Here is a 16,747-nt window from a genome sequence, read left to right as displayed (position 1 = left end):
CCCCCGTGTCGGACCTGCACGCCGCGATCGACATCGGGACCAACTCGATCCACCTCGTCGTGGCACGGGTGCGTCCCGAAGGTGGCTTCGAGATCGTATCCCGCGAGAAGACGTCCGTACGTCTCGGTAGCGGTCCCGGCGATCTGCGGAGCCTCGAGCCCGACGCCATCGAACGCGGGGTGGAGGCGATCACCCACTACGCGCGCCTGGCCGAGAGCCTCGGAGCGGACGTCACCGCCGTCGCGACGAGCGCCGTCCGTGAGGCCTCCAACCGCGACGAGTTCCTGCGCCGAGTGGCACGGGAGTCCGGGGTGGACGTCGAGGTCATCTCCGGTGTGGAGGAGGCCCGGCTCATCCATCTCGGTGTCCTGCAGGCGGTGCCGGTCTATGACGAGCAACTGTTGCTGATCGACATCGGCGGCGGCAGCACCGAGCTGCTGGTGGGACTCGGCCCCCGCGTCCTGGCCGCACGCAGTGTGAAGCTCGGCCACATCCGACTCACGGACCGGTTCTTCGCGGACGGCCGGTCCCGCTCCAAGAAGGTGGCGGAGTGCCGCCGCTACCTGGCCGCGTTCCTGGCACCGGTGGCCCGTGACATCGCCGAGGTGGGTTTCGAGCGGGCGGTCGGGAGTTCCGGCACGATCGCGTCGATCGCCACGATGGTCGAGCACCACCACGGGCGGGAACCGACGAGGTGGGTGAACAACGCGACCTTCGACCGCGAGGATCTCGGTGTCGTGGTCGACGAGATCCTCGCCGCGAAGACGACCGAGCGGCGAGGCTCGCTCACGGGGCTCGATCCGCGGCGCGCCGATGTCATCGTCGCCGGCGTGTTGCTGCTCGAGGCACTGTTCGACGAGTTGTCGATCCCCGCGATGACCGTCTCGGAGTACGCGCTGCGCGAGGGGGTCCTCCTGGACAGGATCGCGGCGGGTGACCGGGGCGACGTCATGCGCCAGCTGAGCGACATCCGGCGCGACTCGGTGCTGGGCATGGCCGACCGCTTCAGCGCGGACCGCTCCGAGGTCGAGCACGCGACCGACCTGGCGCTCGAGATGTTCGACCAACTCGGCGATCATCACGGCTACGGCTCAGCCGAACGGGACCTCCTCGAGGCCGCGGGCATGCTGCACAACGTCGGGCTGTTCATCTCCCACGCCGCCCATCACAAGCACAGCTACTACGTGATTCGTCACACCGATCAGCTGGTGGGGTTCACCGAGGGCGAGATCGAGCTCATCGCCCAGGTCTCGCGCTATCACCGTCGTTCGGCCCCCAAGACCAGCCACGAACCCTTCGTGGCGCTCGACGAGGCGGACCGTGCCCTGGTGCGGATGCTCGCCGGGCTGCTGCGGGTGGGTATCGCCCTGGACCGCAGCCGGTCCGAGGTCGTCGCCGACGTGGAGTGTCGCCTCGGCGACGAGTTGGAGATCGTCCTTACCATCGCGCCGGGGGCCGACGCCGACGTCGAGATCTTCACGGCCACCGATCGCACGGACCTGCTCGCCGACGCCGTGGGAAGGCCCGTACGGATCGTCGTCGCGTGAGGACGCCGCCGTCCGGTCGTCCGGTCAGCGGTTCTCGCGTCGCCACACGAGCCGCAGACCACTCCAGGTGTCGTCGATGGCGCAGACCTTGTTGTCGACGACGCCGAGGGGGAGCGCCTCGGCGCGCACCACGTCCTCGGTCATGTCGGTGGGCACACCCGAGGCCCGTTTCGGCCAGGCGACCCAGGCTCCACCGGCGGGGAAGATCGCCCGCGTCAGCGGTCCGAGGCGGCGCCGGAACGCGGCCCGCGAGGTGAAGAACACGACCGCCACGTCCACAGCGGCACGCAGGTCGTGGCGGATGACCACGTCGTCGGGCAGCGGGGCGAGGATCTCGCCCAGGTGGTCCGGACCGTCGACGAGGGCCACGGTGTCGCCCGGCGTGATCCCGAGCTTGCGGGCGAGCGGTGTCGACGAATAGCCGGCCATCGCCCGACGCTACCCCGTCGGGAGGTCCCGATTCGTCCGGCGCGGCGCGGGCCTTCGTAGCGTTGGTGCCGCCCCCTGAGGTGTGCGACCTGTTGGAGGCGCTTCCCCGGTGGGAACAGCCTGGGCTGCGTTGGACGAGCCGTGAGCAGTGGCACGTGACCCTGCGGTTCCTCGGGACGGTGGATCTCGACGGGGCGACCCGGGCCCTCGCCGGGTTGGCGTATCCGCCGGTCGATGTCGAGCTGGGACCCACCGTGGAAGTGCTCGGGACCTCGATCGTGATGGTGCCGGCGTCGGGGGTGGACGGCCTCGCGAGGGCCGTGGTGGGCGCCACCGCGAGCGTGGCTGAGGCGCCAGACGGGCGCGACTTCCGGGGTCATCTCACCCTCGCGCGTACGAGGGGCCCGGCGGGCGGTGTCGATCTGATCGGGCACCGGGTGACGGCTCGATTCACCGCGGCAGAGGTCCATCTGATGCGCAGCGAGACGCGCCACGACGGGCCGGTCTATTCGGTGGTGTCGACGGTGACGCTGCGCTGAGGGGCGCGGCAACAGTCGGGTCGGTCCCGGCGGCGACTCATGAGCTTCCGCTCGGGCCTCGTCGGTCAGGCCTCGTCGGTCGAGGGGTCCGCGTCAGCGGCGTCGCGATCGAGGCGCAGCGAGGCCGAGTTCATGCAGTAGCGCTCGCCCGTGGGCCGGGGGCCGTCGGGAAAGACGTGGCCGAGGTGGGCCCCGCAGTTGCCGCACACCGCCTCGGTGCGCACCATGCCGAGGCTGACGTCGCTGTGGCGGTCCACCTTTCCATCGTCGATCTCGGAGTGGAAGCTCGGCCAGCCGGACCCGGAGTCGTACTTGGCCTCGCTCGAGAAGAGGGGCTCGTCGCAGACGACGCAGCGGTAGATCCCAGGGTCCTTCGTGTCCCAGTACTCGCCGGTGAACGCACGCTCGGTGCCGGCCTCCTGGGTGACGTGGTACTGCTCGGGGGTGAGTCGGTGACGCAGGTCGTCGGTGTCGCTGGTGGACATGGTCCTCCTCGTGGAGAGCGGTCCGCGGCGGGTGCGGACCTGCTTCGAAGGTATCAACGCCCCGGGGGGCCGATCCGTTCCCCGAATCGGCCGGATCCGCCCACGCCGGCGAAGATCCGGCGCGTCCGGGCCGAAAGGCTTGATCGAACAACCGTTCGAAGTTACGCTGCTGTCATTCCGGCGCCGGACCGACCCGCTCCGGAGACTGTCACCCCCCGTCCGTAGGGTCGGGTTCAACACGGCTCCGGTGCACGCCGAGCCCGACGACATTCCCCGAAACCCCCGAAGTCACGAGAGGAACGAACAGGTGGAGCGAGAGAAGGCACTCGAGATGGCGATGCGCCAGATCGAAAAGCAGCACGGACAGGGTGCCGTCATGAAGATGGGCGAGAGGGGTATCACCGCCATCGCCTCCATTCCGACCGGTGCGTTGGCGCTGGACCTCGCCCTCGGCATCGGGGGTCTTCCGCGGGGCCGGGTCACCGAGATCTACGGGCCGGAGTCCTCGGGTAAGACCACCCTGGCGCTGCACGTCGTGGCCGAGGCGCAGCGCAACGGCGGCGTGTGTGCGTTCATCGACGCCGAGCACGCACTGGACCCCATCTACTCGCGGGCCATCGGCGTGGACGTCGACGAGCTGTTGATCTCCCAGCCCGACACCGGCGAGCAGGCGCTCGAGATCACCGACACCCTCATCCGCTCGGGTGCGCTGGACGTGATCGTGATCGACTCGGTCGCCGCGCTCACCCCACGGGCGGAGATCGAGGGGGAGATGGGCGACAGCCACGTCGGTCTCCAGGCACGGTTGATGTCGCAGGCGCTGCGCAAGCTCACGGCCAATCTCAACAAGTCGAAGACCATCTGCATCTTCATCAACCAGTTGCGGGAGAAGATCGGGGTCATGTTCGGCTCGCCGGAGACCACTCCGGGTGGACGGGCCCTGAAGTTCTACTCGTCGGTACGTCTCGACATCCGCCGGATCGAGTCCATCAAGGACGGCGTCGAGGTGGTTGGCAACCGCACACGTGTGAAGGTCGTCAAGAACAAGTGCGCCCCGCCGTTCCGTCAGGCCGAGTTCGACATCATGTACTCCCAGGGCATCAGTCGTGAGGGTTCGGTGCTGGACAAGGGCGCGGAGCTGGACATCGTCCGCAAAGCGGGTGCCTGGTACACCTACGAGGGCGAACAACTCGGCCAGGGCAGGGAGAACGCCAAGACCTTCCTGCGTGACAACCCTGAGATGATGGTCGAGATCTCCGAGCGGATCATGGCCGCGGTGCGTCCCGCCGAGGAGCCCGAAGAGGGTGAAGAGGGCTTCAGCGAAGCCGATGAGGAGCCGATCAAGATAGAAGAGTGAAGTATCGCTCTGCCGGCGTCGACGTCCCCTGGGAGTTCTCCCGGGGGACGTCGGCGAACTCTACGCAACGTCGCGTCGCTGAACGGACCAGAGTCCGACGACCGTCGGGACCAGCGCCCAGACCATGAGGCCTCCGACCGCAGAGATCGCGTCCACCTGACTCTCGAGCCCGGCCGCCTCGGCGTCGACCCCGGACAGGGCGATGGCGAGCGGAGCGGGGATCCAGCGGCTGGCGTCGCTGATGAGTTGCACGATCAGTGGCGGGCCGATGACCAGGGCGAGCACCACCCCGACGACTGCCCCGCCGGTGTTGCGGACGACGGCACCGATTCCTCCGCCCAACAGTGCGCCGACCGCGCCCGAGAAGGCTGCCGCGGCGATGACTCGGACCACACCGGCTGCCGAGACGGAGAACCCGAACTCGGTGGTGGTGAGCGAGGCCGCCACTGCGGCCACTGTGAAGCCCGCCCCCAACAGGCCGATGACAGCGCCACCCAGTGCGATCGCGCTCGATTGGGCCGTCGTGGCACGATGCCGCCGTGGGGAGCTCAGGAACGTGGGGATCACCGTGCCATGTGCGTACTCGCGGGACACGGCGATCGCGCCGTAGAGCGCTCCGATGACGGTGGCATTCGCCGCAAAGGCCACCAGGGACCGCTGATCGGCCGCGGTGGAGACGAACGTCTTGGTCCCGTCGAAGTCCTTTCCCCAGATCACGGCGCTCGCCGTGGTTGCGCTGATGGCAGCGAGCACGACGACGAATGCGAGGGGCATTCTCGTCGAGGTGAGCTTGCGGATCTCGGCCCGCAGAAGCCGGCGCCAGATCATGGTCCTGACACCTCCGTAGCGTCGTCGAGGTCGGCTCCGCTCCGATCTCTGGTCCACTCGAGGAATCTGTCTTCCAGCGAACTGGTGTGCGGAGACAGTTCGTACACGGCGATGCCGGCGTCGAAGGCCCTGCGGCCGATCTCGTCGACCGTGAGTCCCTGCACGATGAGGCCGTCGTCTCTCGGTTCGACCGCGGCCCCCGCATCCTCGAGCACGCGTTGTAGCGGTTCCGTAGTCGCTGTGCGGACCCACGCCGTGGCCTCGCGCATGTCGCTGAGAGCGCCGGTCGTGACGAGTTGGCCCTGATTCACGACGACGACGTCGTCGGCGAGCAGCTCCACCTCGCCCAACAGGTGACTCGAGACCAACACGGTGTCCCCTCGGGCGGCCCGGGCGCGCAGTATGTCTCGCATCTCGTGGATGCCCTGGGGGTCGAGTCCGTTCGCCGGCTCATCGAGGATCAGCACGGGTGGGTCGCGCAGCAGAGCGCCCGCGAAGCCGAGGCGCTGACGCATCCCGAGCGAGTAGGCGCCCACCCGACGATCTGCGGCGTCGCCGAGGGCGACCTCCTCGAGGAGGTCATCCACGCGGGACGGGCCCACTCCCGCCGCATCCGCGAGGACCAGAAGATGGTTGCGTCCACTGCGGCCCGGGTGGAAGGCATTCGACTCGAGGAGCGCTCCGACGACCGCTGTGGGGTCACCCATCTCCCGGTACCGGGTGCCGTCGATGGTCACCCGACCGCTGTCGGCTGAAGCCAGATCGAGCATGATCTTCATCGTCGTGGACTTTCCCGAGCCGTTCGGTCCGAGGAACCCGGTCACCCGCCCCGGGCGTGCCGTGAACGAGAGGTCACGCACGACGGCCCGGTCGTGATAGCGCTTGGTGAGGCCATGCACCGTGATTCCCGGTGCCGAGATATCGCTGCTCATCTGACCGACCGATCCGATCTCTGGCTGCGGGCTACGTCGACCGGCGAACATCCGGTCTCACTGCTGTCCCGATGCGCTGCTGCGCGTTGCGCCCCACCGGGACAACTCTCCCAAACCACCTCTCCGGTGATGAGAGTCCAAGGTCCCCGTCGGCGCAGGTTGCGCCGTAGCCTGAATACGTGGCCGACCGCTACCTGGTGCGCACCTTCGGGTGCCAGATGAACGAACACGACTCCGAACGGATCGCGGGTCAGTTGGAGGCCGACGGTCTCGAACCCGCCTCGGGGGTCGACGACGCCGACGTGATCGTTCTCAACACGTGCTGTATCCGTGAGAACGCCGACAACAAGCTCTACGGGCACCTCGGCCAACTCAAGGCCGACACCGCCGGCCGCGATGTGACCATCGCCGTGGCGGGTTGTCTCGCCCAGAAGGACCGCGAGCGCATCCGTGAGCGCGCCCCCCACGTCGACGTCGTCTTCGGCACCCACAACGTCGGCCACGCGGCCGATCTGATCCGTCGCTCGGCCACCGAGGGACCCATCGTCGAGATCCTCGACGAGATCGCCCGCGAGGACGCGGAGACGTTCTCGTCCGCGCTCGGAGCCCGACGCGAGGCGGACTGGGCGGCGTGGATGACCATCCAGATCGGCTGTGACAACAGCTGCGCGTTCTGCATCGTGCCGGCCGTGCGCGGCCCCGAGATCAGCCGCCCCTTCGACGAACTGGTCGCCGAGGCCGAGGCGCTGGCCGCCGACGGAGTGTCCGAGGTCACCCTGCTCGGCCAGAACGTCAACTCCTACGGGCGTGACATCGCCCTCGCGCGGCGTGCGGCGGGTGAGTCCGTCCCCGCCCGACCGATGTTCGCCGACCTGTTGCGGGCAGTCGGCGCGGTCGAAGGGATCTGCAGGGTCCGCTACACCTCCCCGCACCCCAAGGATCTGCGCCCCGAGACCATCGCGGCCATGGCCGAGACGCCCGCGGTGTGCGAACACCTCCACCTCCCGCTGCAGTCCGGTTCGGACCGGGTTCTCGCGGCCATGCACCGGGGCTACACCGCCGAGCGGTACCTGGAGCGCCTCGCGGCGGCCCGTGCCGGCATCGAGGACCTCGCGGTGACCACGGATCTGATCGTCGGTTTCCCAGGGGAGACCGAAGAGGACTTCACCCGCACGCTCGAGGTGGTTGCCGAGGCCGGTTACGACAGCGCCTACACCTTCATCTTCTCGCCCCGCGAGGGCACCGAGGCCGCCGAGATGACTGCGCACTTCGTAGACCGTGACGTGATCGCGGACCGCTTCGAACGCCTGCGCGTCGTCGTCGAACGTTCCGCCACCCTGCGCCACGCGGCGCGGGTCGGACGCGTTGAAGAGGTGGTCGTCGAGGGGCCCTCCAAGCGCGACGCCGCCGTCACCAGCGGGCGGACGCGCCAGAACAAGTTGGTGCACTTCGCGACTGCCGAAACTCTCCGGCCCGGGACCGTCGCCACGGTCCTGATCGAGACCGCGGCTCCCCACCACCTCGGGGGTTCCCTCGTGGAAGTCGTCGCGCGCCCACGGCACCGCACCCGCATCCCGGTGGTCGCCCTCTGAGTCCGCCCGACGCGCCGATCGCAGTGGTGGGTGCCACCGCCACGGGCAAGTCGGCGTTCGCATTCGAGTTGGCGGTGCGGACCGTCGCCGAGATCGTCTCGGCCGACTCGATGGCCGTCTACCGCGGAATGGACATCGGCACCGCCAGCCCGGGTCCCGACGAGAGAACGCGGATACGCCACCACTGCGTCGACGTCGCCGACCCGTCGCAGGACTACACGGTCGCCCACTACCAGGCCGACGCCCGCGCGGCGCTCGCCGCAGTCGACGAGGCCGGGGCCGGGGCCGGGGCGATCCTGGTGGGTGGGACCGGGCTGTACGTCCGCTCGGTCGTCGACGACCTGGAGATTCCCGGGATCTACCCGCAGATCCGCGACGAACTCGGCGACGATCCCGACACGGCGGCCCTCCACCGGCGCCTGACCGAACTGGATCCGGTGGCGGCCGCTCGGATGGAGCCCTCCAACCGGCGCCGGATCGTGCGGGCGCTCGAGGTGACCCTCGGGGCCGGCCGTCCGTTCAGTTCGTTCGGCCCGGGCCTGGACACCCACGGCGCCACCCGGTTCCGTCTCATCGGCATCGCACGGTCACGCGAAGAGATCGACGAGCGGATCGCCCGCCGTTACGAGGCGCAGATGGATGCGGGATTCCTCGACGAGGTGAAGACCCTCGCCGCCCGCCCCGAGGGCCTGTCCCGCACCGCGCGCCAGGCGCTGGGGTACCGCGAACTGCTGGCGCACCTTGCGGGGGAGATGACACTCGCCGCCGCGCTCGAAGAGGCCGTGCGGCGCACCCGGCGCTTCGCCCGCCGCCAGGAACGGTGGTTCCGGCGGGACCCCCGCATCACGTGGCTGGACGCAACGGGTCGAAACCCGCAGTCGCTCGTCGACGACCTCATGGGAGACTCGACGCCGTGCAGATGACGAAGCTCCACGGGCTCGGCAACGACTTCCTCGTCGTGGTCGACGAGACGGCGGCCGGCCCACGCCCGGACGCCGCCTTCGCCGTGGAGGTCTGCGCCCGCCACACCGGTGTGGGTGCCGACGGGCTGATTCTCGCGACGGTGGACCCCTCGGATTCCACCGCTGTGACCATGACCCTGTGGAACGCGGACGGATCGATGGCGGAGATCAGCGGCAACGGGATCCGCTGTCTGGGCCATGCCATCGCCCGCCACCGGAGCGTGGACGACCTCGAACTGACCGTCACGACGGGCGCTGGTCTGCGGCGACTCGCCGTCACCGGCGGGACGCTCCCGGAGGCCTCGGTTCGTACCGAGATGGGAAGCGTGGTCGTCGCCGAAGTCGATGTGTCGGGTGAGGTCCGGGCAGTCGTCGCGGCGGCCGGCCGTGTCGCGACCGCGTCGGTGGGCAACCCCCACGTCGTGGTCGAGGTCCCCGATCCGTCGCTGATCGACCTCGCGACCGCGGGTCCTGCGATCGAAGCCCGACTCGGCCCGATCAACGTGGAGTTCATCGCCGTGGACGGTGGGGCCCGGCGGATCGACCTGACCGTCTGGGAACGCGGCGTGGGCATCACCCAGGCGTGCGGTTCCGGCGCGGTGGCCGCGGCCACCGTGGCGAGTGGCTGGAACGGTTCCACCGGGCCGGTGACGGTGGCGATGCCGGGAGGGATCGTCACCGTGGAGCCTGCGGACCCGGCGATCCTCACAGGTCCGTCGGTGGTCATCGCGGACGTGGACGTCGCATGGCCCCGGGAGTCAGCCCCAGGGTCGGTCGATCATGGGTGAGCCGAGCGAGGAGGCCACGGCCCGTACAGCGCCCGAGACGCACCGTGGCGCATTCGGGGAGTTCGGCGGCGAGTCGGGTGCCTTCATCGAGCGGACGTTCCGTGAGCGCATCGCCATCGTCGGCGTCACCATCCCGCCGGCGGGGATGGAGGAGACCGAGATCTCCCTCGACGAGCTCGAGCGTCTGGTGGACACCGCCGGCGCCGACGTCGTGGCCAGGCTCCACCAGCGGCGCAGCGCGCCGGACGCGGCCACGTTCATCGGCCGAGGCAAGGTCGACGAACTCAAGGCGGAGGCCGAACTGCACGACGTCGACACGGTCGTCTTCGACGACGAATTGTCGCCCGCGCAACAGGCGAACCTGACGAAGATCCTCGGCCGTACCGCCATCGACCGCACCGCGGTGATCCTCGACATCTTCGCCCAGAACGCGGCGAGTCTCGAGGGCAAGGCGCAGGTGGAGTTGGCGCTCCTGCGGTACCGCCTGCCGCGCCTGCGCGGCGGGGGTGTCACCATGAGCCAGCAGGCGGGCGGCATCGGGACCCGTGGTCCCGGTGAGACCCAGCTCGAGGTCGACCGCCGTCGCATCCAGCGCAGGATCAACACGCTTCAGGCCCAGCTGCGCTCCGTTGAGGGGCACCGGGCGACCCAGGCGAAGCAGCGGCAGCGGTCCGCCAACGACGCGGTGGCGATCGTCGGGTACACCAACGCCGGGAAGTCTTCCCTGCTCAACCGTCTCACGGGTGCGGGGGTCGTCGCGCAGGACCGCCTGTTCGCCACGCTCGACGCCACCACCCGCCGCCTGGCCCTTCCGGGTGGCGAGACCGTCTTCGTGACCGACACCGTCGGCTTCATCCGCAAGTTGCCCCACCAGCTGGTCGAGGCGTTCCGTTCGACGCTCGACGTGGTCATCGACGCGGACCTCCTGGTCCACGTGGTCGATTCCTCCTCGGCCGATCCGGAGGCCGAGATGCGCGCCGTCCACGAGGTCCTCGCCGAGATCGGCGCGGGTGACGTCCACGAGCTGGTCGTGTTCAACAAGTCGGACAGAGTGGCCCATGTCGATCGTCTGGTCGCCACCCACCCGGGCAGCGTCGCGGTGTCGGCAGCCACAGGGGACGGGATCGAGCAACTGCTCGCAACGATCGGCGACAGGCTCCGGGCGGCGACCGAGCTCGTCGAGGTGCTCGTGCCGTTCGGCGCAGGTGATGTCATGGCTGAGGTGCACCGTTCGGGCCACGTGCTCGGCGAGCGTCCGGTCGAAGGCGGAATGCTCTACGAGGTCCGTCTCGATGCCGCATCCGCAGGGCGCCTGGCGGAGTGGATCGTCGATCGCGCGGACGTCGAGTGACCGGGGCGGGTCGCCGGGCCGACACGGCGGCCCCACACGTGGTCGAATGGTGCCTGTGAGCGCCCCGGTCTTCGAACTCCCCCCGTACCCCTACGACCGGCTGTCGCCGGCGCTCGAGGCTGCCGCTGCACTCGACGGTGGCGCGGTGGACCTGTCCGTCGGGACACCGTGTGATCCGCCCCCTGCCGCCGTCGTGAAGGCGCTGGGGAACTCGGGTCTCGAACGTGGCTATCCGCCCTCGGTGGGGCTACCGCGGTTCCGCGAGGCCGCCGCGGGCTGGCTGCGCCGTCGCTTCGCGGTGACAGCGGACCCGGCGGCCATCGCCGCGTGCATCGGCACCAAGGAGTTCGTCGCCGGTCTGCCTCAGCTGCTGCACCTCCGTGACCCTGCGCGTGACACCGTTCTGTATCCCGCCGTCTCCTATCCGAGTTACGCCATGGGCGCCTCGCTCGCCGGGCTCCGGGCGGTTCCGGTGCCTGTCGACGAGCAGTGGCGGCTCCGTCTCGCTGACGTCACCGATTCCGACGCCGACCGGGCGCTGTGTCTGTGGGTGAACACCCCCGGCAATCCCGCGGGTGGCCTCGACGACCTCGGCGAAGTCGCCGCATGGGGGAGGGCAAGGGGCGTCACGGTCTTCAGCGACGAGTGCTACATCGAGTTCACCTGGCAGACCCCGTACGGCCCCGGCGGCGGAACCTCACCCGGCCGGTCGATCCTGGAGACGGGCCCCGACGGCGTGGTCGCGGTGCACTCGGTGTCCAAGCGGTCGAACATGGCGGGGGTGCGCTCCGGCTTCTACGCCGGGGACCCGGCGATCGTCCACTGGCTCTCGGAGGTCCGCAAGCACGCGGGTGCCATGACGCCCGGTCCGGTGCAGATCGCTGCAGCGGTCGCGCTCGACGACGACGACCACGTCGAGGCTCAGCGCGTCCGCTACCTCGGTCGCCTGGAGCGGATGGCCGCGCTGCTGGGTCGCATCGGTCTCGACGTCGCCATGCCCGGTGGCGCCTTCTACCTGTGGGTCGCCGCCCCGGGCGGGGACGCATGGGGGCTCACCGAACGCCTGGCCGGCGACCTCGGGATGATCGTCGCGCCCGGGGAGTTCTACGGCGACGCGGGTGCGGGCCACGTGAGGGTTGCCGTCGTGCAACCCGATGACCGCATCGCGCTGCTCGAGCGGCGTGTGGAGGAGTCCGGTCGATGAGCAACGTGCCCCCGCCACCGAGACCCGCACCGCCGCTGCCTCCCGCAGTCGCCGCACTGCGGAGCATGGCGTCACAGGCGCCGGAGCCCCGCACCAATGCCCCCGGCGGCGCCAGGGTCGCAAAGGCGGTCGGTGTCGCGTTGATCGTGGTCGGGATCGGGGTGGGGTTCATCGTCGTCCTCGCCGGACTCGCGAGCCTCGATGACAAGGTGGCCGGCTTCGCCCGCATCCAGACACCGAGCGTCACCGATGTGATCCTCGACGAGGGTGGGACCTACACGATCTACGAGGAGGGTCTCGGCCTCGAGGTGGACGGTGAGACGCCGCTGGGGATCACCGTCGAGCGCATCGGTGGTGACGAGATCGATCTCGATCTGGCCGACGCAGACGTCACCTACGACAGCAACGGGCGCAGCGGCGCAGCGTTGTTCACATTCGATGCCCCCGGGGCAGGCACCTACCGCTTCACGGTCGAGGGGTCACTGGACGCCGCGGCCGAGCAACTCGCCGTCGGACGCAGCGTCGCAGGTGACTTCATCGAGTCGATCGTCATCGGGGTGGTCGTCGGTGGTGCGGTCGCACTGATCGGCGTCATCGTCCTCATCGTCGGCTTCATCCTCGACGTCAAGGCGGCCGCGCGGCGTCGGTCGGGAAGGTCGGGTCGGTCAGAAGGGTCGGGTCGGTCTGGACGCTCGCCCACCGCCCGACGGTCGGCGCCGCTGCGCGAATCGGAGGAGCGCCACGGTTCCCGGCCCGACAGGTCGAGGGGTTCTCTGGCGGAGCGGGGGCGTCAGGCCCGCGCCGACGTCGATCGGGCCAGGGGGGTCCTCGCCCAGGCTCGTACCGACGCCGCTGATGCCCGTCAGGCGGCCACCGACGCCGCCGAGGACATCCGCGACGAGGTGGCCCGTGCCCGCGACGAAGCCCGTGGCATCGGTGACGGCGCCCGTGACGACGCCCGTCGGGTGGCCGCCGAGGCCGCGCGGGCCGCCCGCGACGAGGTCGTCGGAGCCGCCGACGAGGCCCGTGCGATCGGTGGTGGCGCGCTCGCCGATGCCCGTGAGATCGCCGCTGGGACCGCGGCCGGTGCGGTGGCCGGCCTGGCGGCGGGTACGGCGGCATCGACGGTGCGCGACGACATGAATCGCATCCGGACGGTCGCAGATGACGCAGCGTCGCAGCTCCGGGAGGTCGCTGACCGCACGAGGGACGATGTGCGCGGGGTGGGCGAGGACGCGGTCGCGGACGTGCGCAGCGTGGGCGATGGTGCGGTCGCCGATGCCAGGGACCTCGCGGGACGTGTGGACGAGGTGGTCACGGGTGACACCACCAGGGGTGTGGCGGACGCCGCCGAAGCGGTCCGGCTCCTGGCCGACGCGTCACCGGAGGAGGCGGCCGACCTTCTGGTGCGCATCGGTGAACTGACCGACCTCGGCACCGGTGTCGGTGGGGGATCGGGTGTCGCCGAGCGCCCGGAGGAGAGCGGGATCGAGTTCGACCTGGGTGACGCTCCCCAGCAAGGCGACCGGTGGGCGCCGGCACCGCCCCCGCCGGATTCGGCGGTGGCGGTCGTCCCGGCGGAGTCGACCGCGGTGGCCTCGGTCGCCGTGACCGGCCAGGTGCGGCCCGACCACTCGCTCTCGGTGGCAGGGCTCGGTGCCGTCGGCGGCGGCCTCACGGGCGAGACGCGCTGGGATGCCGACACCGTCTCGCTGACGGTGGCCGGCCTCTCGGACACGTCCGGCGGCTCCCCTGCCGGCGGGGTCTCCGCGACGCCCACCTACCTGCGTCCGGTCTTCGCGGATCCGGTGCTCGCGGCCGGTGGCGTCCACGAAGCCGTCGTCGATCTTCCCGACATCGATCTGCCGACGCCCGACCTCGACGTCGCCGACCTCGATGTCGCGGACCTGGACGTGGGCAGCCTCGCAGATGCGGCCGGTGACGTGGGGCCCCAGCGCTAGCCTGCCGGCCATGAGCGACCTCGCCGCAAGCATCGATGAACTCTGGGAAGCCCGCGACACCCTCGGTCCCGACAGCACCGGTGCCGTCGCCACGATCCACGAGGCGATAGGCCTGCTCGACCGTGGTGAGGCGCGGGTCGCAGAGATCGGCGCGGACGGTGAGGTGGTGGTCCACCAGTGGTTGAAGAGGGCGATTCTCCTGCTGTTCCGGGTGTCGACGATGTCGACCACCGAGGTCGGTCCTTTCGAGTTCGTCGACAAGATCCCGCTCAAGACCGACTACGCGAGCCGCGGGGTGCGGGTCGTGCCCGGTGCATCGGCCCGGTGGGGCAGTTACCAGGCGCCAGGCGTCGTGATGATGCCGAGCTACGTGAACATCGGTGCCTACGTCGGCGAGAACTCGATGGTCGACACGTGGGCCACCGTCGGTTCCTGTGCCCAGATCGGCCGCAACGTGCACCTCTCCGGCGGTGTGGGCATCGGTGGTGTCCTCGAACCGCCCCAGGCCGCTCCGGTCATCATCGGCGACGAGTGTCTGATCGGCAGTCGCTGCATCGTCGCCGAGGGTGCCCGGGTGGGGGAGGGCTCGGTGCTCGGCGCGGGCTGCGTTCTCACGGCGTCCATTCCGGTGATCGACACCGCGACGGGTGAGGAACTCGGCCGCGGTGTGGTCCCGCCGTGGTCCGTGGCGATCTCCGGCACGCGGCCGCGTTCGTTCTCCGGCGGAGACTTCGGACTACCGGCGGTCCTGGTCGTGCGGCGCCTCGCCGAGGGCGAGCGCCATGACAAGTCGGCGCTCGAGACGATCCTGCGCGACCACGGCGCAGCGACCTGACCGTGACGGCGGACCTTCTCGTCGCCACCGCGGACCTGGTCGACATCGCGTCGGTCAGCCGGGCCGAGCAGGCCCTGGTGGGACATCTCGAGGAACGTCTGCGCGCGCTCGGACATCTCGAAGTGGCGAGAGTCGGCGACAACCTGGTGGCCCGCACGGACCTGGGGCGCTCTCAGCGGGTCGTTCTCGGCGGTCACACCGACACGGTGCCGCCCGATGGGAACGCTGCGGCCGTGATCGACGGTGACACGTTGTCAGGTGTCGGTTCCGCCGACATGAAGGGCGGCCTGGCCGTGATGATGGATCTGGCCGAGACGGTGGTCGATCCGGTGGTCGACGTGACGTGGGTGCTGTACGCACGTGAGGAGATCGAGATCCGCCACAACGGTCTGCGTGAACTCGCCGCGGCCAGGCCGGATCTCCTCCGGGCCGACTTCGCCGTTCTCGGTGAACCGACCGACGGCGTGATCGAGGGCGGTTGTCAGGGCACGCTGCGGGTCGACGTCACGGTGCGCGGTGCACGTGCGCACACGGCGCGGGCCTGGATGGGAACCAACGCCATCCACCGTCTCGGCGCAGTGCTGGACCTGATCGGGGCAGTCGAGTGTCGCCGTCCGGTGGTCGAGGGTCTCGAGTACCGCGAAGCTCTGCAGGCGGTCGCAGTAACCGGTGGGGTGGCCGGCAACGTGGTTCCCGACGCCGCCACGGTGACCGTTGCGCACCGGTTCGCTCCCGACCGCAGCGTGGACGAGGCGCTGTCGTGGGTGCAGGAACGACTGGGGGAGGTTCTGGCCGAGGGCGACACGGTGGAGTTGGTGGAGGCGGCCCCGGCCGCACGTCCGGGCCTCGACCACCCTCTTGTCGCCGACTGGATCCGCCGGACGGGTCTGGCCACCAGGGCGAAGCTCGGTTGGACCGACGTGGCCTTCTTCAGTGAACAGGGCGTGCCGGCCGTGAACCTGGGACCCGGTGACCCCACCGTCGCCCACACGGCGACCGAGCACGTGACACGTGCATCGCTCGAGCGGACCCACGCCGTCCTCGTCGACCTCCTGACGCACTCCTGACCGGGTTCGGCATTCGCTGCTGACAGCGTTCTGTCCGCGCGTGCGGACCGCGGCGTGCGGCCTCAGAGCTTGCGCATGACCGTGACGACCTTGCCGAAGATCTGGACGTCGTTTCCGGGCAGGACGATGTCGGTCATCGTCGGGTTGGCGGGTTCGAGCACGACGGTGGCGCCCTTGCTCCGCAGGGTCTTGACCGTGGCTTCGTCGCCGGGGATCCCGGCCACCACGATGTCGCCGACGGCTGTGTCCGTGCCGGCCCGGGCGACGACGAGATCGCCGTCGAGGATGCCGACGTCGATCATCGATTCGCCTCTGACACGCACCATGAACAGGTCTCCGTCGCCGCAGAGGTCCGAGGGGATGGGGAGCAGCTCCTCGAAGTTCTGTTCCGCCAGGACGTCGGTTCCCGCGGCGACGTCCCCGACGAGTGGGACGTGGCGTACGGGGCGGCGCTCGAGGGCCGCCCCGGTGGAGGCGTCGAAGAGGACCTCGATGGCGCGGGGCTTGGTGGGGTCCCGGCGCAGGTAGCCGAGGCGCTGCAGCGAGGAGAGGTGGGAGTGGACGGTGGACGGCGACGTGAGCCCGACCGCCTCGCCGATCTCACGTACCGACGGTGGGTACCCCCGCTCGCGCTGCATCTTGTCGATCACGCCGAGGATCTCGCGTTGGCGGGCGGTCAGGTCGTCGTCGCTGGGTGCGTTCTCGGACATCGGTGGGTCCTCCGGTCTCGTCGACGTCACCACTTGACATCGAACATCTGTTCGTGTCAGGGTATCCCCCGAACGGGTGTTTGTCGAACCGATGTTCGTCGAACATTCGTTCAGAGTCAAGGATTTCCCGGTGAGACGGTCCTCTCTCCCACCCCACGAA

General features: G+C 69.9%; 16 protein-coding genes. 11 read left to right on the top strand and 5 right to left on the bottom strand.

The window, feature by feature from the left end:
- Window positions 1-5: 5 nt before the first annotated feature.
- Window positions 6-1,547, top strand: coding sequence for a Ppx/GppA phosphatase family protein (locus RIE08_01155; GenBank protein MEQ8716192.1), 1,542 nt, complete (start codon window positions 6-8; stop codon window positions 1,545-1,547).
- Between the two features lie 24 nt (window positions 1,548-1,571).
- Here RIE08_01155 and RIE08_01150 read toward each other — a convergent pair whose 3' ends face one another.
- A complete protein-coding gene (locus RIE08_01150; protein MEQ8716191.1) occupies window positions 1,572-1,976 on the bottom strand; it encodes a DUF3052 domain-containing protein in 405 nt (134 codons plus the stop codon).
- A gap of 65 nt (window positions 1,977-2,041) precedes the next feature.
- Between RIE08_01150 and RIE08_01145 the strand changes: the two genes are divergently transcribed.
- Complete coding sequence (locus RIE08_01145; protein ID MEQ8716190.1) at window positions 2,042-2,515, top strand: 2'-5' RNA ligase family protein; 474 nt, start codon at window positions 2,042-2,044, stop codon at window positions 2,513-2,515.
- Between the two features lie 65 nt (window positions 2,516-2,580).
- On the opposite strand, the gene msrB is transcribed toward RIE08_01145, so the two are convergent.
- Complete coding sequence (msrB, locus tag RIE08_01140; GenBank protein MEQ8716189.1) at window positions 2,581-3,000, bottom strand: peptide-methionine (R)-S-oxide reductase MsrB; 420 nt, start codon at window positions 2,998-3,000, stop codon at window positions 2,581-2,583.
- A 307-nt stretch (window positions 3,001-3,307) separates the two neighbouring features.
- On the opposite strand from msrB, the gene recA reads away from it, so the two are divergent.
- Entirely contained in the window at window positions 3,308-4,357 is a 1,050-nt protein-coding gene (gene recA, locus RIE08_01135; GenBank protein ID MEQ8716188.1) for a recombinase RecA, read from the top strand.
- Window positions 4,358-4,417: 60 nt separating this feature from the next.
- Here the strand turns inward: recA and RIE08_01130 are convergent, their stop codons facing one another.
- Entirely contained in the window at window positions 4,418-5,185 is a 768-nt protein-coding gene (locus RIE08_01130) for a hypothetical protein (GenBank protein MEQ8716187.1), read from the bottom strand.
- On the bottom strand, window positions 5,182-6,117 hold the full coding sequence (locus RIE08_01125; GenBank protein MEQ8716186.1) for an ATP-binding cassette domain-containing protein: 936 nt from the start codon (window positions 6,115-6,117) through the stop codon (window positions 5,182-5,184). Before RIE08_01125 ends, RIE08_01130 begins: the two co-directional genes overlap by 4 nt.
- A 179-nt stretch (window positions 6,118-6,296) precedes the next feature.
- Here RIE08_01125 and miaB point away from each other — a divergent pair, with 179 nt between their 5' ends.
- From miaB to dapE, 8 genes are read left to right on the top strand one after another with little or no spacing between them, the layout of a single operon-like run.
- The gene (gene miaB, locus RIE08_01120) at window positions 6,297-7,709 is read left to right on the top strand and encodes a tRNA (N6-isopentenyl adenosine(37)-C2)-methylthiotransferase MiaB (GenBank protein ID MEQ8716185.1); all 1,413 of its coding nucleotides are present in this window, start codon (window positions 6,297-6,299) and stop codon (window positions 7,707-7,709) included.
- A gap of 26 nt (window positions 7,710-7,735) precedes the next feature.
- A complete protein-coding gene (gene miaA, locus RIE08_01115; GenBank protein MEQ8716184.1) occupies window positions 7,736-8,632 on the top strand; it encodes a tRNA (adenosine(37)-N6)-dimethylallyltransferase MiaA in 897 nt (298 codons plus the stop codon).
- Window positions 8,629-9,459, top strand: a complete 831-nt coding sequence (dapF, locus tag RIE08_01110; protein MEQ8716183.1) for a diaminopimelate epimerase — start codon at window positions 8,629-8,631, stop codon at window positions 9,457-9,459. Before miaA ends, dapF begins: the two co-directional genes overlap by 4 nt.
- Window positions 9,452-10,810, top strand: coding sequence for a GTPase HflX (gene hflX, locus RIE08_01105; GenBank protein MEQ8716182.1), 1,359 nt, complete (start codon window positions 9,452-9,454; stop codon window positions 10,808-10,810). Before dapF ends, hflX begins: the two co-directional genes overlap by 8 nt.
- A gap of 55 nt (window positions 10,811-10,865) precedes the next feature.
- The gene (locus RIE08_01100; GenBank protein MEQ8716181.1) at window positions 10,866-12,014 is read left to right on the top strand and encodes an aminotransferase class I/II-fold pyridoxal phosphate-dependent enzyme; all 1,149 of its coding nucleotides are present in this window, start codon (window positions 10,866-10,868) and stop codon (window positions 12,012-12,014) included.
- Window positions 12,011-13,975: a hypothetical protein gene (locus RIE08_01095; protein ID MEQ8716180.1), complete on the top strand. Its 1,965-nt coding sequence runs from the start codon at window positions 12,011-12,013 to the stop codon at window positions 13,973-13,975. Before RIE08_01100 ends, RIE08_01095 begins: the two co-directional genes overlap by 4 nt.
- A 10-nt stretch (window positions 13,976-13,985) precedes the next feature.
- A complete protein-coding gene (locus RIE08_01090) occupies window positions 13,986-14,810 on the top strand; it encodes a 2,3,4,5-tetrahydropyridine-2,6-dicarboxylate N-succinyltransferase (GenBank protein MEQ8716179.1) in 825 nt (274 codons plus the stop codon).
- A 2-nt stretch (window positions 14,811-14,812) separates the two neighbouring features.
- Window positions 14,813-15,877, top strand: coding sequence for a succinyl-diaminopimelate desuccinylase (gene dapE / locus RIE08_01085; GenBank protein MEQ8716178.1), 1,065 nt, complete (start codon window positions 14,813-14,815; stop codon window positions 15,875-15,877).
- 62 nt (window positions 15,878-15,939) lie between these two features.
- On the opposite strand, the gene lexA is transcribed toward dapE, so the two are convergent.
- Window positions 15,940-16,587, bottom strand: coding sequence for a transcriptional repressor LexA (gene lexA, locus RIE08_01080; GenBank protein ID MEQ8716177.1), 648 nt, complete (start codon window positions 16,585-16,587; stop codon window positions 15,940-15,942).
- Between the last annotated feature and the right edge of the window lie 160 nt (window positions 16,588-16,747).

Source organism: Acidimicrobiales bacterium (genome assembly GCA_040219085.1).
Classification (GTDB): domain Bacteria; phylum Actinomycetota; class Acidimicrobiia; order Acidimicrobiales; family JAVJTC01; genus JAVJTC01.
This window is presented reverse-complemented; position numbering and strand designations above follow the sequence as displayed.